We start from the raw sequence: 20,043 nt of genomic DNA on the forward strand, positions 1-20,043 counted from the left end.
CACTGTCCTTTCCCCCACGGCACCAAACGCACCTCAAAAACCTTAATGCTGATGCATGTAAGACGAGGAATCATTTGGGAGAGTTCGGTCACATTTCAATCACTTGTGCCTGGGAAAGGGTCCGTCAGAGGCGGTGGGTGAGGCCGGTGTGCCGGCGTCCGGCTCCCTTGGTGCGTACGGCCTGGGCCAGGGCGCGCCGGGAGCCGACGATGACGACGAGTTTCTTGGCCCGGGTGATGGCGGTGTAGAGCAGGTTGCGCTGGAGCATCATCCAGGCGCTGGTGGCCAGGGGGACGACGACGGCGGGGTATTCGCTGCCCTGGGAGCGGTGGATGGAGACGGCGTAGGCGTGGGCGAGCTCGTCGAGTTCGTCGAAGGCGTAGTCGACGGCTTCGTCCTCGTCGGTGACGACGGTGAGCTTGTGCTCGTCGGGCCGGATGTCGGTGACGATGCCGACGGTGCCGTTGAACACCCCGGCGGCGCCTTTGTCGTAGTTGTTGCGCAGCTGGGTGATCTTGTCGCCGATGCGGAAGACGCGCCCGCCGTAGCGGCGCTCGGGCATGCCGTCGCGGGCGGGGGTGAGGGCTTCCTGCAGGGCGGTGTTGAGGGCGCCGGCGCCGGCGGCGCCGCGGTGCATGGGCGCCAGGACCTGGATGTCGCGGCGGGGGTCGAGGCCGAAGCGGCGCGGGATGCGGCGGGCGACGACGTCGACGGTCAGGGCGGCGATCTCCTCGGGCTCCTCGCAGGGGAACAGGAAGAAGTCGCTCATCCCCTCGAGGATGGGGTGGTGGCCGGTGTTGACCCGGTGGGCGTTGACGACGACGCCGGACTCCTGCGCCTGGCGGAAGATCTGCGTCAGCCGTACGCGGGGGATGTCGTCGGCGGCGAGCAGGTCTTTGAGGACCTCCCCGGCCCCGACGGAGGGCAACTGGTCGACGTCGCCGACGAACAGCAGGTGGGCGCCCGGCGCGACCGCCTTGACGAGTTTGTTGGCCAGCAGCAGGTCGAGCATGGAGGCCTCGTCGACGACGACGAGGTCGGCGTCCAGAGGGTTGTCGCGGTCGAAGGTGGCATCCCCGCCGGGGCGCAGCTGCAGCAGGCGGTGGACGGTGGTGGCCTCGTGGCCGGTCAGCTCGGCCAGGCGTTTGGCGGCGCGGCCGGTGGGGGCGGCCAGGATGACCTTGGCGCGCTTGGCGCGGGCCAGCAGGACGATGGAGCGTACGGTGAAGCTCTTGCCGCAGCCGGGCCCGCCGGTCAGGACGGCGGCCTTCTCCGTCAGGGCCAGGCGGACGGCCTGGCGCTGCTCGGCGGCCAGTTCGGCGCCGGTCTGGGCGTGCAGCCAGGTCTCGGCGCGTTCCCAGTCGACGTCGGCGAAGGCTTTGAGCCGGTCGTGGCCGGAGTGCAGGAGGGACTTCAGGCCGGAGGCCAGGGAGTTCTCGGCGCGGTGGAAGGGCGGCAGGTAGACGGCCGGTACGACGTTGTCGCCGGCCGGGATGGGCTCGCGGACGGCGCCTTCGGCTTCGATGAGCTCTTCCAGGCAGGTGGTGACGAGGTCGGCGGGCACCTCGAGGATCTTGACGGCGTCGGCGGCGAGGTTGGGGGCGGGCAGGTAGCAGTGGCCGTCGTCGGCGGCCTGCGACAGGGTGTAGCGCAGGCCGGCTTTGACGCGTTCGGGGCTGTCGTGGGGGATGCCGACGGCTTGGGCGATGGTGTCGGCGGTCTTGAAGCCGATCCCCCACACGTCGTCGGCCAGCTGGTACGGGCGGGTCTTGACGACGGAGATGGACGATTCGCCGTACTGCTTGAAGATGCGCACGGCGATGGAGGTGGACACGCCGACGCCCTGCAGGAAGATCATCACCTCTTTGATGATCTTCTGTTCCTCCCAGGCGGCGGCGATCATCTTGGTCCGTTTGGGTCCCAGGCCCGGCACTTCGACCAGGCGCTGGGGCTGCTGTTCGATGACGTCGAGGGTGTCGGTGCCGAAGTGGTCGACGATGCGTTCGGCCATCTTGGGGCCGATGCCCTTGATCAGGCCGGAGCCGAGGTAGCGGCGGATGCCCTGGACGGTGGCGGGCAGGACGGTGGTGTAGGAGTGCACCTCGAACTGGCGGCCGTAGCGGGGGTGGGAGCCCCAGCGGCCGAGCAGCCGCAGCGACTCGCCGACCTGCGCGCCGAGCAGCGGGCCGACGACGGTGAGCAGTTCGGTGCCGGAGCGGTCGGTGGCGACGCGGGCGATGGTGTAGCCGGTCTCCTCGTTGGCGTAGGTGATGCGTTCGAGAACGGCATCCAAGGATGTGACGGGGGGACCATCCGCGCCAGGCTTCACCCAAACCCCTTTCCGGCCTGCTTTTGGGTGCCAGATTAGAGCAGCGGATGGATTTGGGCCGAGTTGTGGGCGGCGCTCATCGGGAGTGCCGCCATTGTTTCGAACTGGTGGCGATACCTCATGCCATGAGGCGTCCCTGGCGGGTCCCAGGTCGAGCAGCCGGTCGGGGAGGTGGCTTGGTGTGCCGCTCCCCCGCCGGGCGGGGAGCCGGTTACGGGTGGGTGGCGGGTTCGCGGGGGTGGGCCGTCGCGGGCGGGCGGTCCGTACGGTTGGCCGCGTGCGCGGTCAGGGCGCCGATCGCGCAGAAGATCGCGAGCCCGAACAGCACGTACCGCGCCGAGTCGAGCATCGAAGCGCCGCCCAGGTTGACCAGGACCCCCGCCACCGCCGTGCCGAACGCGATCGACAGGCTCGTCACCGTGGCGATCCCCGCGGCCGCCCGCCTGCCCTCTTCGGGGTCGCGCGTGCTGGACATCGCGGCCACCGACAGGTGCGGGTAGGCCAGCCCGATGCCCGCCCCCGCAGCGAGCAGCACCGGGACCCACACCGCCACCAGCCACATCGGCGGGTCCTGGCGCTGCAGCAGCCCCTGCACGAGCAGGCCGGCGGCCAGCAGCAGCGGACCGAGCACGCGCAACCGGCGCACCGCACGCCCGCCCGTCACCGAAGCGCCGGCGATCTGGGTGAGCGACCAGCCCAGCGAGACGGCCGCGGCGAAGAACCCCGCCACGATCGGCGCCAGCCCGGCCAGCCGCTGGGCGAACAGCGGCAGGAACGACTCGGCCGCCACCCCGAAGGCCAGCAGCCCGAGCGTCAGGTAGACCCACTTCAGCGACGACCCCCGCCGGTAGGTCGCCTGCGGGAAGACCCGCAGCTCGCTGCGGGCCTCGTGGACGGCGAAGGCGGCCATGAGCAGCGCCGCCGCGCCGATGCCGGCCGCCTTCGCGGGCGTGCCCGGCAGCACGGCCGCCACGCTCACGGCCGCGGCGGCCGCGGTGACCAGCAGCAGCGACACGGCCGGGACCGGCGGGCGGACGCCGCCGGTCCCGGCACGCCCGGCGCGGGGCAGCACGCGGGGCACGAGCGCGCCGCACCCCGCGGCCAGCGCCGCCATCACCGCGAACGCCAGCCGCCACGAGCCCAGCTGGGCGAACAGGCCGCCGAGCGCGGGCCCGGCGAAGTTGCCGACACCGTACATCGCCGACATCAGCGCGGTGCCGCGCGTCCACAGCCGGGGCGGCAGCGCCGAGCGGATGACGGCGAACCCCAGCCCGGACAGCAGGCCCGCGCCCAGCCCCTGCAGGCCGCGCGCGGCCAGCAGCACCGCCATCGCCGGGCTGGCCGCGCACGCCAGCGAGCCCGCCGTGAAGGTGGCGAAGCCCAGCAGGTACGCGCCGACGTTGCCCCAGCGCGACAGGAACCGGCCGGTGAGCGTCGTGGCGACCACCATGGCCACGAGGTAGATCGTCATGTTCCAGGCGTAGAAGCCGGCGCCGCCGAGCTCGGCCACGGCGCTCGGCAGCAGGCTGGCCGCCAGGTAGATGTTGATCGCGCCGACCAGCACCCCGCCGGCCAGCACGATCGCCGGGCCCAGCGGCCCCCTGTCGGGTGTCGTCCGGTGGGAGCCGTCGTGGGCTCGGCTGGGTTCGTACTCCTCAGCAGTCATGGCTTCAAGGCTGTCGTTGAACCGGCTCCGGAGAGTTCGCGCCGCCGGCCGTCCGGCGGTGCTGCGCCGCGGGGCGCGACAGCCTCAACCCGCGGTGCAAGCCGCTCTACGCAAGAGCCTTGAGCAGGTCGCGCTCGCGCTCGGCGCTGAGGCCGGAGCGGCGCGTCCGATCCAGCCCCTGCTCGCGCTCCCAGCGCAGGGTGTCGGCCAGCATGTCGGCCCGGGGCCGGTGGCGCAGCCCCGCGGCGCGCGCCGCGGCCCCGGTCCGGGCCGAGAACCCCTCCCAGCCCGGTTCGGCCAGCCACATCGGCAACGACTCGGGCCCCATGAACTCGGCCACGCCGTTGGCCAGCAGCCACGCCGGGTCGGCGGTGACCACCGGGCCGGTGTGCCCGCCGGCGGCACGGGACAGCTCGACCCACTCCCCGAACGGCACCACCGGCCCGACGGCGTCGTAGCTGCCGGTCACGCCCGCCTTTGCGGCGTCCAGCAGCCACGCGGCCAGGTCGCGTGCGTCGATCGCCTGGGTCGCCAGGGCCGGCGCGTCGGGCACCAGCATCGGCCCCTGCCGGTCGCGGGCGGCGCGGGCCACCCAGTAGCCGGTGCGTCCGCTGTGATCGCCGGGGCCGCCGATGAGGCCGGCGCGGGCGATGAGCAGGCGCTCGCCCACGGCCGCGGTGGACGCCTGCTCGCAGGCGGACTTGGCCTCGCCGTACAGCTCGCGGTCGGCCTCGCCGAGGTCGGTTGCGGCGAGCAGGGGTGTGGACTCGTCCGCGTCCGGTGCGGCGTGGGAGGCGTAGGCGCTGACGGAGGAGACGTAGGCCCAGTGGCGGGCCCTGCCGGCCAGCGCCTGCAGCGCCTCGCGGACGAAGCCCGGCTGCCAGGACACCTCGATGACGGCGTCCCAGTCACGATCCAGCAGTGGCTCGTAGGCCGAGCGGTCGCGCCGGTCGGCGGCCACCAGCCTGGCTCCGTCCGCGACCTGCCCGCTTTCGCCGCGCGCCAGGCACGTCACCTGGTGGCCGCGCTCGATCGCCTGCCGCGACAGCTCCCGGCCCAGCCACGCCGTTCCCCCCAAAACCAAGATTTCCATCCCGCCACCCAACCATCGCGGGCGGCGGGCACCCAGCGGGGTTCACTGACAGCGGACCGGATTCGCCGACAGCGGATCCGGCCAAGGGCCTGGTCAGGGCGGAGCCGGAGCTCATCCCTGACCAGGCCCGGTACGCATCAGACGCCGAAGGGCGCCGGGTAGACGATGGTGCCGGCGGGCACCGGGAGGGTGGCGTCGAAGACGAGGGCCATCATCGCCTCGTCGGGGACGTCGAAGGAGGGGCGGATCCCGTACGCCGAGGCCGGGGTGAAGCCGAAGCGCGGGTAGTACTCGGGGTGGCCGAGCACCAGGACGAGGTTCTCGCCCTGGTCGCGGGCGGCCTGGAGGCCGGCGCGGATGGCGGCCGAGCCGGCTCCCTGCCGCTGGTAACGCGGCAGGACGGCGCACGGGCCCAGGGCCAGGGCCGCAGCGGTGCCGACGTGGCAGCGGGTCAGCAGCGCGTACCCGGCCACGGCGCCGTCAGGGGCCTGGGCGAGGACGGACAGCTCCGGCGACCAGGCCTCATCGACGCGCAGCGCCTCGATGAGGTCGGCCTCCAGCGGCGTGGGGAACGCGCCGAGGGCGACCTGGCGGATCGCGGGGATGTCCTGCGGGGTCTCGGGGCGGGTGATCCAGGTGTTGGGCATCATGGTGTGCTCGTCTTTCTTGGTGGTCTTGGGGTGGGTGGTGGCGGGACGCGCCGGGGTCACGAGCGGCGCTGCCGGTCCCGGAAGGCGTAGGTCTCGCGCAGCGAGCGCGTGATCGCCTTCTTGCGGTCGTCGTGCTGGGCGCGCAGGCGCGCGTCGCTGCGGGAGCTGGCCCAGGCGTTCTCCCGCTGGAGCTTGCGGTAGCTGTCCAGGCGGCGCTCGCTCAGGTCGCCCGAGGCGAGGGCGGCCTGGACCGCGCAGCCGGGCTCGGAGTCGTGGCCGCAGTCGGCGAAGCGGCACTGGCGGGCGAGTTCCTCGATGTCGGCGAAGACCTGTTGCAGGCCCTCGTCGGCGTCCTGGAGGCCGACCCCGCGCAGGCCGGGGGTGTCGATCAGGACGCCGCCGCCGGGCAGCGGGACCAGGCTGCGGCGGACCGTGGTGTGGCGGCCCTTGCCGTCCTGGGCGCGTACGGCGCCGGTCTCCAGGACCTCGGTGCCCAGCAGCGCGTTGCCGAGCGTGGACTTGCCCGCCCCGGAGGGGCCGAGCAGGACCACGGTGCCGGTGATCGCGGCGGTGAGCGTGTCCAGGCCCTGGCCGGTGGCGGAGCTGGTGGTGATGATCTCCACGCCTGGGGCGAGCTCGGCGACGGCGGCCACGGCCTGGCCGGGATCGGCCGACTGGTCGGCCTTGGTCAGCACGATCACGGGCAGGGCGCCGCTCTCCCATGCCAGCGCGAGCAGCCGTTCGACGCGGCTCGGGTTCAGCGGGCCGCCGAGGGAGACGGCCAGGACCGCCGTGTCGACGTTGGCGGCCAGGGCCTGGCCGTGGGAGGAACGCGAGGCCGACGACCGCACGATGACGCTGCGCCGCGCCAGCAGCTCGACCAGTTCGGGTGTGCGGCCGTGGCGCAGCGCCGCCCAGTCGCCCGTGCACGGGGACGAGAGCGGGTCCGGGGTGTGCGGGAGCGCGAGGCCGGCCCGGAGCGGGCCGGTCTCGGTGATGACGTCGCAGGCGCCGCGATCGACGCCGACCACGCGGGCGGGAACGAGCCCGGCGGCGCGGTGGGAGGCGAAGGACTGTTCGAGCCCCGCGTCCCAACCGTACGCGGACAGGCCATCAGCTGGGGAATGCTGGAAAGACAACGGAATGGAACCCTTTACAGGAAAGGGGGCCTTGGCGGATGGGACATGCCGCATCCGCGCCAGGGACGGCGCCTGGAAAGGTCAGCCAAGGCCCGGGAACGTGAGGATGGACCGAGTGCCGCAGATGGCGGCCATCACCACGACGGTCATTAATCCTCACCTCCCTCAGAGTCCCTGTTACCACGTGTCTTTCGCGGGACAACATAGCAGCAAGAGCGGCCCGCCGCAAAGATCACCTTTGTTCGGCCGCGGGCGGCTGTTCGATCGGGAAGAAGATCGGGCTGAGCAGGTATTGGGTGCGCTCCGGCGCCGGCTGGTTGGCCAGCAGCGGGAGGATGACGCGCCGCAGGCCGTCGATCATGTTCTCCAGTTCCTCGCGGCTGAGCCAGATGGCGTGCTGGCGGTAGCCGACGAGGTCGGCGGCCGGGTCGGGGGCGTCGCGGTCGAGGTAGGCGTTGAACTCGGCGGCCAGCACGGCCATCGAGGTGGCGAACACGCGCCGGTGGTCGTCGGGCGACAGCGCCGCGACCGCGTCGGCGTCGACGACGACCCGGTCCAGGCGTAGCCGGAAGCGGCGCTCCACCGCGCCGCGCACGCGCCGCTCGTCGGCCACCTCCAGGATTCCGTTGGTCGCCAGCAGGTCGACGTGCCGGTAGATCATGGCCTTGGAGGTGTCGGGGATGCGGGCGCACAGCTGCGCCGTGGTGAGCTCGCGCCCGCCGCGCATCGCGTGCACGATCCGCAGCCGCACGGGGTGCGCCAGCAGTTCCAGCAGTTCCAGGGTGTCCACCCCGGAACGGTCTCACATCGTGCTACCGTTCTACAAACATGAGAACGCTCAGGGGGCGAGGTTGATGGTGGCGGGGATGCCCTGGCGGGTCATCTTGGCGTACGGGCACAGCGCGGTCGCCTGCGACAGCAGCGTGGCGGCCGTGCCGGGGTCGACTCCCGGCCAGGTCACCACGAGGTCGGCGCTCAGCTGGTAGCCGCCGTCGGCGGGGTCGCGGCCGAAGGCGACGCTCGCCTCCACGGTGATCGTCCCGGGGTCGAGCAGATGCCGGCGGGCCAGCAGGCTGAGCGCGCCGTGGAAGCAGGCGGCGTACCCGGCGGCGAACAGCTGCTCGGGGTTCGGGCCGGGGTTGTCGCCGCCCAGCTCCTCGGGCATCCGCAGCTGCAGGTCGAGGACGCCGTCGGCGGAGACGGCCCGGCCGGTGGCCCGGCCGTGGGCGGAGCTGCCGCCGCTCACGGCGACGCGCGTGACATAGAGCGGTTTGAAGGTGGAGCCGCTGTAGTCGTGCTCCGTGGACAGTTCCGTGGACAGTTCCGTGGACAGTGTCGGTTCGTTCACCGGTGAGCCTTTCAGGGGGAAGGTCGGCTGGTCACAGGCGGTGCCAGCTGTGCAACTTGTCGGGGTTCAGCACGATCCACACGGCGGTGACCTCGGGTCCGGCGACGCTCACGCCGACCACCGCCACGGCCCGGCCCGTCTGGCGCAGCACCAGGCCCGTGCGGCCGTTCACGGACTCGACGGCCACCTCGGTGCCCGGCGGCTGGCCGGCCAGCAGGGCCGTGACGAACCGGGCGACCGCCTGCGCGCCGTGGGTGGGGTGTACCGGGGCGCGCAGCTTGCCGCCGCCGTCGCTGACGACGATCGCGTCCGCGGCCAGAACCGCCCGCAGCGCCGCCGCGTCCCCCGTGTCGCAGGCCGCGGCGAACCGGCGCGCGACGCGGTCGTGCCTGGCGAGCATCGCCCCCGCCGACGGGGTCTGCCGTCGTGGGGGGCCGGTGACGGGCCAGGGCGCCGAGGCGGCGGGCGTGCCGGGCGCCGGGAGGCTGCCGAGGGCGTGGCCCGCGGCGAGCAGCTCCAGGCAGATGCCTCCGGCGACCCGCGTCAGCCAGGCCCGGGGCACCGCGATGGCGGCGCGTTCGCCGTCGTCGAGGGCGTACCAGCGGCGGTAGGTCTCCTGGACGATCCGGTCGGCCGTCGTTTCCGAGCCGAACATCCACAGGGCGATCTCGAGCAGGTGGCGGCGCTCGTCGAGCATCTCCGCCAGCGTCCCGGCGCTCACGTCGGTCATGTCCGGGCCCCCTCCCTAGTAGCCGCCAGGGCCCGGGAGCGAGGTGGCCGCTCCTGCGTCCACGCAGGGGAAGGGGCGGCGGGGCTCGTCCGCACGATGTCCTCCGTTCTTTCGGTGTCGGTGGCAGTAAAGACCGGGCAGCCGGTCCTGATGTGACACCGCAGGCCGAGCGCGAGGCGACCGTCGCGGAGGCCGCGGACTCTAGCGCGCGCGGGAGGGTGTGAACGCGCCGAGTTTGGCCGGGTTGACGATCCACATGAGGTGGTGGATGCCCTGCGGCGAGGCCTCGATGGTGAGCAGGGTGACCTCGGTGCGGTTGCGCGGCACGAGCACGGCGGCGCGGCCGTTCACCTCGACCCACCGCATCGTGGCGCCGGGCCAGAAGCGCGGCGCGTAGGCGGCGAGGAACTTCGTCACGCGCTCGCTGCCCAGCAGGGGGAATCGCGCCGCCCCCCGCAGGCCGCCGCCGTCGGAGGAGCTGACCACGTCGGCGGCGAAGAGGTCTTCGAGGGCGGCGATGTTCCCCGTCTGGGCGGCGTCGATGAAGGCCGACAGCAGGCGCCGATGCTCGATCTTGTCGATGGGCTCGTGGCGTTCGGCGGTCAGGCGCTTGCGGGCGCGGCTGACCAGCTGGCGGGCGTTGACCGGGCTGAGCTGGAGGATGTCGGCGATCTGCTGGTAGGGGTAGACGAACGCCTCGCGCAGCACGTACGCGGCCCGCTCGGTCGGGGTGAGCCTTTCGAGCAGCAGCAGGAAGGCGAGTTCGAGCGCCTCGCCCCGTTCGGCGCCCAGCGTGGGGTCCATGCTGGTGTCGACGGGCTCGGGCAGCCAGGGCCCGATGTAGGTCTCGCGCCGCGAACGGGCGGACTGGGCGACGTTGATGGCCAGGCGCGTGGTGACCAACGACAGGAAGGCCGAGGGGCTCTCGACGGCCGAGCGGTCGGTGTTCTGCCAGCGCAACCAGACTTCCTGAAGGATGTCCTCGGCCTCCGTCACGCTGCCGAGCATCCGATAGGCGATGCCGAACAGGCGCGGGCGCAGCTCGACGAAGGCGGAGGCGGCCTGTTCCAGGGGTTTGGTGTGCATGGTTACCGGTGCCTTCGCTCTCGATTCCCGGCCGGCCGGCGATCCGTCGCGTGGGCCGGGACGACGACGGGCTGCGCCGCGGTGTTCATGCGGGCGCCTTCGCGGTGTTCAGGGCCTCGTGCGGTCATGGTGTTGGTCCGGGCTGTGGCGGTTCCTCGCGGAAGCCGATCTCCCGGTGGGTGCCGTCGCACAGCGGTTTGTTGCCGGAGTGGCCGCAGCGGCACAGCGTCATCCTGTTGCGGGTCTCCAGCGGCAGGCCGTCCGAGCGCAGGACCGGCACCTTGCCGGTCACCCACAGCGCGCCGGCCAGCCCGTCCTCCTCCTCCAGGACGGAGACGGCCTGCGGGAGGTCGGCCTCGATGCTCTCGCCGCCGCGTTCGAGGGCGTAGCTGTAGGAGCCGGAGGGGCAGTGGTCGATGCGGCCCATGATGTCGGCGCGTACGTCGCTGTCGCCGGTGTCGGCGAGCATGGCGGCGATCGGCCGGGTGCGCCCGATGCAGAAGGCGGCGTGGACGCACAGCTCCCCCACCCGCTGCGCCGAGATGCCCACCCCGTCGTGCACGTGCTGCAGCTCCTTGTACGGCTGGAGGCCGGCGCTCTCGGTGCCGTCGAACCCGATCACGGCGTGGGTCCCGTCGCAGAACGGCTTGGACGCCGAGTGGCCGCAGCGGCACAGCGCGTAGGTGTCCTCGGTCTCCAGCGGCTGGCCGGTCTTCCAGGTCAGCGCGTGCTTCTCCGCGGAGACGATCTTGCGTTTGCGTCTGAGGGGGACGCCGCCGTACACGAGGTACGGGCCGTCGCGCAGCACGACGATCCGCTGCCGGTCGCCGACGCTCCACCGGCGCTGCTCGGGGGCCACGTATTCGAAGGTGGGCCCGGCCATGGCGCTGTCCTGCTCGGGCATCCGCATCAGGGCTTGGGCCTGGGCCTTGAGCGCGTACATGGTGCCGGTGGCGACCCCGAGCAGCTTGGGGCTGCCGTTGAAGGCCCGCTCCAGCAGGTGCAGGACCGCGCAGTAGGTGTGGTTGAACTCCTCCTGCGCGGTCCTGATCGCGCTGCCCGCAGGGTGGTCGGACAGGCGCGGGTTGTGGCGCATCGGGTGTACGCCTGCCGGGTCCACCGAGATCTTCTCGCCGGTGGGACCGGACTGCGGGGTGTCGCCCCGCTGATACCGCCGGCCGAGCTTGAGCTCCTGGAACCGGTAGTAGTGCCCGACCTCTTCGCGTTCGGGGTGGAAGACGTCCTGGTCGCCGTCCCAGACTCCGCCGCGGGCGGTGCCCTCGCCCTGCTCGACGATCTCCTCCAGCGCCGCCAGCGCCGAAGCCAGGTCGACGACCTGGACCAGGCGGCCGGCGGTGTGCCGGAAGTGCTCGGCGCCCACCTGGCGGGCCGGGTCGCCGCAGAAGACCGTCTGCTCGCCGAGCCGCTCGCACAGCCGGCGCAGCCCGTCTGCGATGGCGGCGTAGAACTGCCCGATGGTCTCGTAGGCGTCGCCCTCCGCCGGCGCGCCGGGCGGCGCCGGCCGCTCCAGGCGCAGGAACATCTCAAGGGCCTGCGGCCCGAAGGGAACTAGCGACAACTCCAGCGAGCGGTCCCCGTGCGGCAGCGGCCGGGGATGCGGCGGGAGCAGCTGCGGCGCGTCCAGCAGGGGGCGGCCGCCGACGGCGTTGAGCAGGTTCGCCGCCAGCGCCAGGTGCAGCATCTCCTCGACGAAGACGCTGCCCACGACCTCGACGGCTTCGGGGTTGCGCTGCGGGTCGAGTGAGTACAGCGCGCACAGGTACGGCGGCAAGGTCGCGTGTTCCAGCTCGATCGCCCACTGCAGATGCTCGCGCAGGCTGTCGAGGGTGTCGATCCGTGCCGTGGAGCCGTGTGTCATGAATGTCGGGCCTTAACTGTCGGAAACGGGGGTCTCAGCGGCATCGCCGGGCTGGTGCTCCTCTTGCAGGACCTCGACCGCGTCCAGCAGGCCGCGCAGGCCGATCTCCTCGCGCTCGGCCTCCGCCGGGTCGAACAGCCAGTCGGTGACCGGCAGCTCGGCGACCTCCTCCGGATGGCTCGACTCGACCAGGGTCACCTCGGCCTCCACCTCGACCTGGAGCTCGTACAGGAATGCGTCGTCACCGTCGGGAGCGCTCATCGTTCCTCCGCGGGGGGTTTGAAGGGGTTTGCGGCAGGGCGGCTGACCGCGTGGATCAGCCGTGCGTCGATCTGGCCGGAGGCGAACAGGCGGGTGAAGCGCTCACCCTGGTGCGCCGCCAGCGCGTAGGCGGGCTCGGCCCGGTGGCGGGTGGCGACGACCGCGGCGACCTGCTCGGCCCGGCGCGACCATGACCGCGGCGCCTGGCTCGGCCGGGCGATCTCCTCGACGATGTCGAACCCGGCGCCGGTGAGCAGCGCGCGCAGTTCGCGCCGGGTGGGAAAGTGGTTGCCGTCCGGGATCGGAAGACGCTGCGGGCCCCGGGCGACGACCACCAGCAGCCCCAGGCGGGCGCCGGGCTTCAGCACCCGGTGGATCTCGCCGAGCACCGCGGCCTTGTCCTGTACGGTGCACAGCACTCCCAGGCACCAGGCGGCGTCGGCCGAGCCCGTACGCAGCGGAAGGCGCCGCCCGTCGGCCGTGATGACCGGCAGCCCGAACAGCCGGACGGCGGCCCGGCAGGCGGCCGGCATCGGCTCCACCAGGATCGGCCGGACGCCGAACCGCTCCGCGGCCCAGGCGGCGGGGCCGCCGGCGCCGGCGCCCACGTCCAGCAGCCTGACGCCGGGCGCCAGCTCGCACGCCTCGGCCAGCCAGGCCAGGGCGGCCGGGCTCGCGCTGCCACGGCAGGCGGCCGGGATGGCGTGCCGCTCCCCGAGCTGTTCGACGGCGTCGGCGGTCCAGCCGGCCACGTCATCGAACTCGGCGACCATCGCCAAAGGGGTCAAAACAGCACTCCTGTCGTTTCCGTCGTGGGGTTTGTGGTCGTGCGCGCTCAGGCTGGGCGCGCCACGCGGCGGTACTCGCGCCGGGCCGGTTCCTCCTCCTCGACCAGGGCGGGCATGGGTTTGCCGGGTTGGCACGGCATGGTGCCGGTGCGGGGCTACCTGGCCGCGTTCTGCGCGAGCCAGTCGCGGTAGCGGATCGTGCCGAGCCTGGCGTCCTCGCCGGGCACGAGCGTGCGCTCGCTCGGTACGGCGCCGAAGTAGGTCGCCTGCGGGTCGGTGACCACCGTGCGCGAATCGCCCCAGGCGGCCAGCGCGTCGCGGAAGAACTCGTCCATCCGGGTCTGCTCGGGCCCGGCCACCTCGACCCGGCCGTTGAGCGGCTGCCCGGCGGCCACCCGGCCCACCGCCTGGGCGACGTCCTCGCCCGCCATGGGCTGGAACAGCACGGGCGCGATGCGCACGGTGGCGCCGTCGGTGGCGTCGTCGGCGATGCCGCGGATGAACTCGAAGAACTGCGTGGCGTGCACCAGCGAGAACGGGATCCCCGACTTCTCGATCAGCTGCTCCTGGGCGATCTTCGCCGCGAAGTACCCGTTGTCCGGCATCCGCTCGGTGCCCACCACCGACAGCGCGACGTGATGGCCGACCCCCGCCTCGGCCTCGGCGGCCAGCAGGTTACGCGTGGAGGTCTCGAAGAACTCCATCACCGCCGCGGGCTCGAACGACGGCGAGTTCGACACGTCCACCACCACCTGCGCCCCCGCCAGCACCTCGGCCAGGCCCTCACCGGTGAGGGTGTTCACCCCGGATCTCGGCGAGGCCGCCACCGCCTCGTGACCGTGCTCCCCCAGCTTGGCCACCAGCTTCGACCCGATCAGGCCGCTCCCCCCGATCACCACAATCTTCACGACAAATCCCCCTGCTTTCTGTCCGCCGGCGTACTCGGCCGGTCGCCAGCTAAGACAGGGCAGCCTCCGCGCTTGTGACAGGCCCGGCGGAATTTCTTTTCCAAGGCTGCGGGTGACATCGTCGGCAACGATCAAGAGCCGCGGCCGGAACGGCGCCGGCATCGGGCTTGCGGCCAAGCCGGGGCGGCGCGAAGAGCTCGTTACGGCCGCCGGACCTGGATGATCGCCGCCGGGCCCTACTCGACGAGCTTTCCGGCGGTGGAGACCTCGCGCATGAGCGCCGCGATCTCGGCGGGGATCGGCGCGATGGGCTCCCGCTCCACCGATCCGGGGCCGGACCACACGAAGTTGACCTGCAGCGCGGGGTCGAGATCGGGGTAGTCGGAACGGTTGTGGCAGCCGCGGGTCTCGCGACGCTCGAGCGCCGTCTCCACCGTCGCGCGGGCGGCCAGCGCCGCGGACTTCAGGTCGAAGGCGTGGGCCAGGTCCTGGAAGCCGGCGAGGTCCGGATGCACGCCGACCTCGGCCATGCGGGCCTCCACGGCGTCGAGTTCGGCCAGGCCCTTGCGCAGGCCGCTCTCCTCGCGTACCACGCCGGCATGCTCGGTCATGAGGTCGCGCAGGGCCCGCTGCAGGGCACGCACGTTCTCGGGGCCATCGGCCGCCAGCAGCTCGTCCACCTCGGCCCGCGCCGCATCGAGCGCCTCGGCCGAGCGGCGCTGGGCCTCCAGGCCGGCCGAATGCTCGGCCGCCGCCTGGCCGACGATGCGGCCGAAGACGAGCAGCTCGATGAGCGAGTTGCCGCCCAGGCGGTTGGCGCCGTGCAGGCCGCTGGCCGCCTCGCCGATCGCGTACAGGCCCTCGACGCCCGTGCCGTGGTCCTCGGGCCGCACCCAGACGCCGCCCATCGAGTAGTGCGCGGTCGGCGCGATCTCGATCGGCTTCTGGGTGATGTCGAGCATCTGCAGCTCCAGCAGCGTCTGGTAGACGCGCGGCAACCGCTTCATGATCGTCTCGCGGGGCAGGTGCGACACATCCAGCCACACGCCGCCGTCCGGGGTCCCCCGGCCTTCCTTGATCTCGGTGTAGGCGGCCAGCGCGACGCGGTCGCGGGTGGACAGCTCCATCCGCTCCGGGTCGTAGCGGGACATGAAGCGTTCGCCGAGCTGGTTGCGCAGGATCCCGCCCTCGCCCCGGGCCGCCTCGGAGACCAGGGTGCCGGCCGCGTTCTCGGGAGAGATGAGGCCGGAGGGGTGGAACTGCACCAGTTCGGGGTCGCGGATGCGGCAACCGGCCAGGACGGCCAGGCGGAAGGAGTCGCCGGTGTTCTCGTCCCGGCGCGAGGAGGTACGCCGCCAGATCCGGGTGTGACCGCCGGCGGCCAGGATCACCGCGTCGGCATGGATGACATAGCGGGTGCCGTCGGACAGGTCGAACCCGTACGCGCCGAAGACCGCGTTGTCGCGGACGAGCAGGCGCGTGATGTAGACGGTGTCGAGGATGGGGACCTCGAGCTGCGCCGCGCGGTTGATCAGGGTGCGCTGGATCTCCAGCCCGGTGTAGTCGCCGGCGAAGGCGGTGCGCCGGTAGGTGTGGGCGCCGAAGAAGCGCTGGGAGATGCGGCCGTCCTGCTCGCGGGCGAACGGCATGCCCCAGCGTTCGAGGTCCTCGATGCCCCGCGCCGCCCCTTGGGTGACGATCCGCACCGTCTCGGGGTTGGCGAGCAGGTAGCTCTCTTTGAGGGTGTCGGCGGCGTGCTGCTGCCAGGTGTCCTCGGCGTCCATCGTGGCCAGCGCCGCGTTGATGCCGCCGGCCGCGAGCGAGGTGTGGGCGTCCGCCTTCGGCCGTTTGCCCACGGCCAGGACGCCGACCCCGCGCTCGGCGAGCTCGATGGCGGCCCGCAGCCCGGCTCCGCCGGTGCCGATGACCAGGACGGACGTGGCGATCCGATTCTCTGGCCGACTTTCTGGCCGTTTCTCTGGCGCGTGCATGGTGCTCCTTTGGCCGCATTGAGGAAAAGCCGTTACGGGAGCAAGACCGGATAGCGGCGCGATTTGTGACATCCATGGCAGGGCGGCCCTCTGTACGAGGCCGGGGAGCGCGGGCCCGCCCGCGCCGCCGCTCCTGGCGGGAAATCTTCCTGGCCTGTACCTCGCCGCCGGCCTGTCCCCGCTGCTCAACGGGTAGCTGGGAGACCTCCGGAGCGGGGGGCGATGGCATTGGCCGATCCTGGATCAGGCTGTCCGGGCGATCTCGACCAGGCGGTGGCGGTGTTCACCGGCGTGCGGCCGCGCCTGTTCGGGATCGCGTACCAGATGCTGGGCAGCACCGCCGAAGCCGAGGACCTGGTGCAGGACGTGTGGATGCGCTGGCAGGCCTACGACCGCGCCACGGTGGACAGCCCCGCCAGGTTTCTGGCGACGGTGACCACGCGGCTGGCGATCAACGTCACCAAGTGCGCACGCGTCCGCCGCGAGACCTGCGCGGGCCCGCGGCTGCCCGAACCCGCCGACACCGGCGCGGACCCCTACCTGGGCGCCGAGCGCGGCGAGGCCCTGGAACTGGCCGTGCTGCTGCTCCTGGAGCGGCTCTCACCCGCCGAACGGGCCGCGTACGTGCTGCGGGAGGCGTTCGACTACCCCTACCGGCAGATCGCCGGCATCGTCCGGCTCAGCGAGGCGGCGGTGCGCCAGTTGGTCTGCAGGGCCCGCAAACGCGTGCTCGTCGAACGCCGCACGCCCGTGACCAGAGCCGAACAGCGCCGGCTGCTGGCGGCCTTCGTCGTCGCCGCCCGCCTGGGCGACATGGCCGCGCTGGAGGAGCTGTTCGCCGCGGACGTGACCGGCCACCGCGAAGACGGCGTGCGCACCCCTGCGGCGGGCGCGTCGCGGGTGGCGACGTACGCCAAGGCGTTCGCCGGTCACCTCTGGGCCGGAGCCGAGGCGTGCTGGACCCGTACGAACGGCCGGACCGCCACGCTGCTCACGGCGCCGGATCCGTTACCGGGCCGCCGGTTCCACGACTCGCCGGAGCAGGCGACCTGCGGGCTCTGGCGACGCACTGCATCACGCCCTCCGGCCGCGGTCATGATCGGGACGGCGGCCGGCACGACACAGACCACCGTAGATGCCGCGCCCGCTGTCCATTTGAAGATCGGGAGCTGTGCGCATCACAGCAGGTCGCGAACGACCCGGGTGCCGGCGATCCGGTCGTGCAGCATGCGAGCCGCCAGGTCCGTTTTTCGCGACACCCTAGCGGCACGGCCGCACCCGCTCGTCGGACACTGCGCCGCCGCGGGGAGCGGCCCGAGCCGGGCCTATGTGGGCAGCACGCGATGACCGGCGTCCACCGGGAGGTGCGCCCCCGTCACCGCGCCGAACCCGCCGTCCACGAGCGAGCCGATCACGGCGGCCACGTCCTCGGGTTCGAGCATGCGGCCCAGGACGGAACGCCGCGCCAGCGCCCGCTCCACCTCGGGGGTGCGCATCGCCGCGGTCGCCTCGGTGCGCACGGCGCCGGGCGCCACGACGTTGACCGCGATCCCCGCGGGGCCCGCCTCCATGGCGACGTGCCGGGCGAAGGCGTCCAGGGCGGCCTTCGCGCTGGCGTGCGCGATCGCCCCGGGACGGGTCAGGCCGGCGCTGAGGCTGGAGACGTACACGATCCGGCCCCCGCGCCCCTGCTCGCCCATGAGGGCCAGGACCCGGCGTGTGACGTGGTAGACGGCGGCGAGCTCGCCGGTGACCTTGCCGGCGAAGTCCTCCCAGGACATCCCCGCCAGCGGGCCGAACGGCGGGCGGATGTTGGCGTTGCAGACCAGCACGTCCAGCCGGGGGCAGCCGTCGACCAGCGCCGCGGCCTCGGCCGGATCGCAGACGTCCGCCCGCACGGCCCGCCCCGTGCCCCCGGCGGCCTCGATCCGCTTGAGCACCGAGGTGGCCGCCGCCGCGTCGGAGCGGTAGTTGACGATCACCCGGTAGCCGCGCCCGCCCAGATCCAGCGCCGTCGCCGCGCCGATGCCGCGGCCCGCGCCGGTGATGAGTGCGATCCGTTCCATGCCGCCGACCATAAAGGCTGGGCTTTCCATTGGTAAGGGCATACCTGATGGTAAGCTCCGCACCGGCAGGTCGGCGCTCAGGTCGCGGAAGGGCGGCGGGACGGATGGGTGACGCGTTTCACAGGGACTGCCCGGCGCGCATGGTGCTCGACCACGTCGCCGGCCGGTGGGCGGTGCTCGTGCTCACGGCCCTTCGGGACGGGCCGCTGCGCTTCCACCAGCTCCGTACGAAGATCGAGGGCGTCAGCGAGAAGATGTTGTCCCAGACCCTGCGCACCCTCGTGCGCGACGGCTTCGTCCGCCGGACGGTCACACCGTCCACGCCGCCGCAGGTCAGCTACGCCCTGACCGGGCTCGGCGAAGGGGTCACCGAGTCGCTGCGATCACTGTTCGACTGGGTGCGCGACCACGCGGGCGACATCCTGGCCGCCCAGGACTCCTACGACCGGGAGCTCCCGACGGCCGGCGCAGGCTAACGTCGCGGCGCCTGGGCCCGATAACGCACCAGCGGCCCTTGCCGACCAGCCGCGCCCAGGAGAGCGCTCATGAGCGACGATGTACGCGTCACGATCGAGGCGGTCCCCCGCGCGGGCCTGACCGCACAGCAGCTGCGCCAAGCCGTCGCCGAGCACCCCGACGCGCTGGCCGCGCTCGAGGTCGCCGACCCCGGCAGGCTCGCCGTGGCCTTCGCGCCCGGCCTCGGCCACGACCCCGGCGAGAACGCCCCGTTCCAGGCCACCGTGTTCGACCCGGTGGGCAACCGCGCCGTCGAGCTGCGCGGCACCCTCGACCGGCCCGAACGCGCCGAGCTGCGCCCCAGCGCCCACCGGCCGCCGCCCAGCCGCGCGGAGCTGGCCGCCGCCGCCGAGATCCTGCGCGCCGACGCGCGCTTCCCGGCCGGCCAGGACGTGGTCGTCTACCGGCCCATGCCGCCGCTGGCCGACCTGGAGAACCCCGACGGCACCACCGTGCGCCGCCCTGCCCTCGGCCTCTACACCCCCGGCGAACCCACCGGGCTGCGCCACCGCATCGTCGCCGTCGACCTGGTCAACCGCGCCGTCGACTGGACCCCGTCCGGGATCAACGTCCGCATGCACCACGACTGCGAGCACACCGTCCCCGAGGGCGTCGACGCGCTGGCCGACCGCGGCGGCCCCGACCAGGTACGGGTACGCGTGCACCGCGGCGAGACCGAGCTGTGGAACCTGCTGGTGGTGCGCCCGCGCGCCTCGGCCCCGCAGAACCCCGGCGTGGGCGGCGGCGTCGAGCTGCGCGACGTGCGCTACCGCGGCCGGCTCGTGCTGCGCCAGGCCCACGTGCCCGTCCTGAACGTCGAATACGAGGAGGGCACGACCTTCCGCGACGACGCCAGTTTCGAGACCCGCTTCAGCGCGGCCGGCACCGACCCGGTCGGGTGGGGGTGGCGGCTGTGCGACAGCCCGCCCCGTACCATCCTGGAACGCCCCTCCACCGACGCCGGCGACTTCCAGGGCGTGGCCTTCCACCACGACGGCGAGGAGCTGCGGATCGTCAGCGAACTGGCCGCCGGCTGGTACCGCTACGCCAGCGACTGGCGCCTGGCCGACAACGGCGACATCAGCCCCCGCTTCGGGTTCGCCGCCACCGCCAACCCGATGACGTGCATGGTGCACCGCCACCACGCCTACTGGCGACTCGACTTCGACATCGAGGGCGCCGGCAACGACGTGGTCGAGCAGATCGACGACACCGGCTCGATCATCCCCGAACCCGTGCCGATCATCCGCGAGACCTCCCGCAAACGCCGCCACCCCGCCCTGTACTGGCAGGTGCGCGACAAGTCCTCGGGCCGCGGCTACCAGATCCACCCCGGCGACTTCGACGGCACCGCCGACGCCTACGGAGTGTCGGACCTGTGGTTCCTGCGCCACCACCCCCGCGAGCTCGACGACGGCAACCCCGGCCCGCGCGACCGCGCCGCGATCAACCGCTTCCTCAACGGCGAGAGCCTGGACGGCACCAACGTCGTGGTCTGGTACGCCGGCCACTACTACCACGACCAGGCCCATCCGCAGCCGCACCAGGGCGAGCTGATAGGCCCGCGGCTGGTGCTCGTCTAACGGCTAATGT

Annotated in this window: 18 protein-coding genes; 3 read left to right on the top strand and 15 right to left on the bottom strand. The window is 72.7% G+C overall.

Annotated features, from left to right (window positions below; genetic code table 11):
* Positions 1 to 124: 124 nt before the first annotated feature.
* The 14 genes from ABZS69_RS46965 to ABZS69_RS47030 form a co-directional block, all read right to left on the bottom strand.
* A complete protein-coding gene (locus ABZS69_RS46965; RefSeq protein WP_355385107.1) occupies positions 125 to 2,329 on the bottom strand; it encodes an ATP-dependent RecD-like DNA helicase in 2,205 nt (734 codons plus the stop codon).
* 211 nt (positions 2,330 to 2,540) lie between these two features.
* Positions 2,541 to 3,995, bottom strand: a complete 1,455-nt coding sequence (locus tag ABZS69_RS46970) for an MFS transporter (RefSeq protein ID WP_355385110.1) — start codon at positions 3,993 to 3,995, stop codon at positions 2,541 to 2,543.
* Between the two features lie 106 nt (positions 3,996 to 4,101).
* Complete coding sequence (locus ABZS69_RS46975) at positions 4,102 to 5,088, bottom strand: NAD-dependent epimerase/dehydratase family protein (RefSeq protein WP_355385113.1); 987 nt, start codon at positions 5,086 to 5,088, stop codon at positions 4,102 to 4,104.
* Positions 5,089 to 5,225: 137 nt separating this feature from the next.
* Positions 5,226 to 5,735, bottom strand: coding sequence for an N-acetyltransferase (locus ABZS69_RS46980; RefSeq protein WP_355385421.1), 510 nt, complete (start codon positions 5,733 to 5,735; stop codon positions 5,226 to 5,228).
* 59 nt (positions 5,736 to 5,794) lie between these two features.
* Positions 5,795 to 6,877, bottom strand: coding sequence for a ribosome small subunit-dependent GTPase A (rsgA, locus tag ABZS69_RS46985; protein ID WP_355385116.1), 1,083 nt, complete (start codon positions 6,875 to 6,877; stop codon positions 5,795 to 5,797).
* Between the two features lie 232 nt (positions 6,878 to 7,109).
* A complete protein-coding gene (locus tag ABZS69_RS46990; protein WP_355385119.1) occupies positions 7,110 to 7,667 on the bottom strand; it encodes a helix-turn-helix domain-containing protein in 558 nt (185 codons plus the stop codon).
* A 48-nt stretch (positions 7,668 to 7,715) separates the two neighbouring features.
* Positions 7,716 to 8,225, bottom strand: coding sequence for an Ohr family peroxiredoxin (locus ABZS69_RS46995; RefSeq protein ID WP_355385122.1), 510 nt, complete (start codon positions 8,223 to 8,225; stop codon positions 7,716 to 7,718).
* A 31-nt stretch (positions 8,226 to 8,256) separates the two neighbouring features.
* Positions 8,257 to 8,955, bottom strand: a complete 699-nt coding sequence (locus tag ABZS69_RS47000; RefSeq protein ID WP_355385125.1) for a nuclear transport factor 2 family protein — start codon at positions 8,953 to 8,955, stop codon at positions 8,257 to 8,259.
* 201 nt (positions 8,956 to 9,156) lie between these two features.
* Positions 9,157 to 10,041, bottom strand: coding sequence for an RNA polymerase sigma-70 factor (locus tag ABZS69_RS47005; RefSeq protein WP_355385128.1), 885 nt, complete (start codon positions 10,039 to 10,041; stop codon positions 9,157 to 9,159).
* Positions 10,042 to 10,165: 124 nt separating this feature from the next.
* The gene (locus ABZS69_RS47010; protein ID WP_355385131.1) at positions 10,166 to 11,920 is read right to left on the bottom strand and encodes a ferritin-like domain-containing protein; all 1,755 of its coding nucleotides are present in this window, start codon (positions 11,918 to 11,920) and stop codon (positions 10,166 to 10,168) included.
* Positions 11,921 to 11,932: 12 nt separating this feature from the next.
* The gene (locus tag ABZS69_RS47015; RefSeq protein WP_355385134.1) at positions 11,933 to 12,181 is read right to left on the bottom strand and encodes a hypothetical protein; all 249 of its coding nucleotides are present in this window, start codon (positions 12,179 to 12,181) and stop codon (positions 11,933 to 11,935) included.
* The gene (locus ABZS69_RS47020) at positions 12,178 to 12,969 is read right to left on the bottom strand and encodes a methyltransferase domain-containing protein (protein WP_355385137.1); all 792 of its coding nucleotides are present in this window, start codon (positions 12,967 to 12,969) and stop codon (positions 12,178 to 12,180) included. The genes ABZS69_RS47015 and ABZS69_RS47020 overlap by 4 nt, the downstream gene beginning before the upstream one ends.
* Positions 12,970 to 13,124: 155 nt before the next feature.
* On the bottom strand, positions 13,125 to 13,877 hold the full coding sequence (locus ABZS69_RS47025; protein WP_355385140.1) for an SDR family oxidoreductase: 753 nt from the start codon (positions 13,875 to 13,877) through the stop codon (positions 13,125 to 13,127).
* A gap of 236 nt (positions 13,878 to 14,113) precedes the next feature.
* The gene (locus ABZS69_RS47030) at positions 14,114 to 15,868 is read right to left on the bottom strand and encodes an FAD-dependent oxidoreductase (RefSeq protein ID WP_355385143.1); all 1,755 of its coding nucleotides are present in this window, start codon (positions 15,866 to 15,868) and stop codon (positions 14,114 to 14,116) included.
* A gap of 222 nt (positions 15,869 to 16,090) precedes the next feature.
* On the opposite strand from ABZS69_RS47030, the gene ABZS69_RS47035 reads away from it, so the two are divergent.
* Positions 16,091 to 17,215 (top strand): sigma-70 family RNA polymerase sigma factor, encoded by a 1,125-nt coding sequence (locus ABZS69_RS47035; protein ID WP_355385146.1) that lies wholly within the window; start codon positions 16,091 to 16,093, stop codon positions 17,213 to 17,215.
* Here the strand turns inward: ABZS69_RS47035 and ABZS69_RS47040 are convergent.
* The gene (locus tag ABZS69_RS47040; RefSeq protein ID WP_355385149.1) at positions 17,194 to 17,934 is read right to left on the bottom strand and encodes an SDR family oxidoreductase; all 741 of its coding nucleotides are present in this window, start codon (positions 17,932 to 17,934) and stop codon (positions 17,194 to 17,196) included. The two genes, ABZS69_RS47035 and ABZS69_RS47040, sit on opposite strands and share 22 nt — an antisense overlap.
* Before the next feature lie 104 nt (positions 17,935 to 18,038).
* On the opposite strand from ABZS69_RS47040, the gene ABZS69_RS47045 reads away from it, so the two are divergent.
* Positions 18,039 to 18,410 (top strand): helix-turn-helix domain-containing protein, encoded by a 372-nt coding sequence (locus tag ABZS69_RS47045; RefSeq protein WP_355385151.1) that lies wholly within the window; start codon positions 18,039 to 18,041, stop codon positions 18,408 to 18,410.
* Positions 18,411 to 18,479: 69 nt separating this feature from the next.
* Positions 18,480 to 20,033, top strand: coding sequence for a hypothetical protein (locus tag ABZS69_RS47050; RefSeq protein WP_355385154.1), 1,554 nt, complete (start codon positions 18,480 to 18,482; stop codon positions 20,031 to 20,033).
* The last annotated feature ends 10 nt before the right edge of the window (positions 20,034 to 20,043 follow it).

It is taken from the genome of Nonomuraea sp. NPDC005650, from assembly GCF_040605375.1.
In the GTDB taxonomy this organism is placed as follows: Bacteria; Actinomycetota; Actinomycetes; order Streptosporangiales; family Streptosporangiaceae; genus Nonomuraea.

Excerpts from the sequence above, each read along its gene's own strand:
- ABZS69_RS47000 (WP_355385125.1), bottom strand. The coding sequence starts at position 8,955 with ATGACCGACGTGAGCGCCGGGACGCTGGCGGAGATGCTCGACGAGCGC.
- ABZS69_RS46980 (WP_355385421.1), bottom strand. The coding sequence starts at position 5,735 with ATGCCCAACACCTGGATCACCCGCCCCGAGACCCCGCAGGACATCCCC.
- ABZS69_RS46975 (WP_355385113.1), bottom strand. The coding sequence starts at position 5,088 with ATGGAAATCTTGGTTTTGGGGGGAACGGCGTGGCTGGGCCGGGAGCTG.
- ABZS69_RS47015 (WP_355385134.1), bottom strand. The coding sequence starts at position 12,181 with ATGAGCGCTCCCGACGGTGACGACGCATTCCTGTACGAGCTCCAGGTC.
- ABZS69_RS47040 (WP_355385149.1), bottom strand. The coding sequence starts at position 17,934 with ATGGAACGGATCGCACTCATCACCGGCGCGGGCCGCGGCATCGGCGCG.
- ABZS69_RS47035 (WP_355385146.1), top strand. The coding sequence starts at position 16,091 with ATGGCATTGGCCGATCCTGGATCAGGCTGTCCGGGCGATCTCGACCAG.
- ABZS69_RS47005 (WP_355385128.1), bottom strand. The coding sequence starts at position 10,041 with ATGCACACCAAACCCCTGGAACAGGCCGCCTCCGCCTTCGTCGAGCTG.
- ABZS69_RS47010 (WP_355385131.1), bottom strand. The coding sequence starts at position 11,920 with ATGACACACGGCTCCACGGCACGGATCGACACCCTCGACAGCCTGCGC.
- ABZS69_RS47050 (WP_355385154.1), top strand. The coding sequence starts at position 18,480 with ATGAGCGACGATGTACGCGTCACGATCGAGGCGGTCCCCCGCGCGGGC.
- ABZS69_RS47030 (WP_355385143.1), bottom strand. The coding sequence starts at position 15,868 with ATGCACGCGCCAGAGAAACGGCCAGAAAGTCGGCCAGAGAATCGGATC.
- ABZS69_RS47045 (WP_355385151.1), top strand. The coding sequence starts at position 18,039 with ATGGGTGACGCGTTTCACAGGGACTGCCCGGCGCGCATGGTGCTCGAC.
- ABZS69_RS46970 (WP_355385110.1), bottom strand. The coding sequence starts at position 3,995 with ATGACTGCTGAGGAGTACGAACCCAGCCGAGCCCACGACGGCTCCCAC.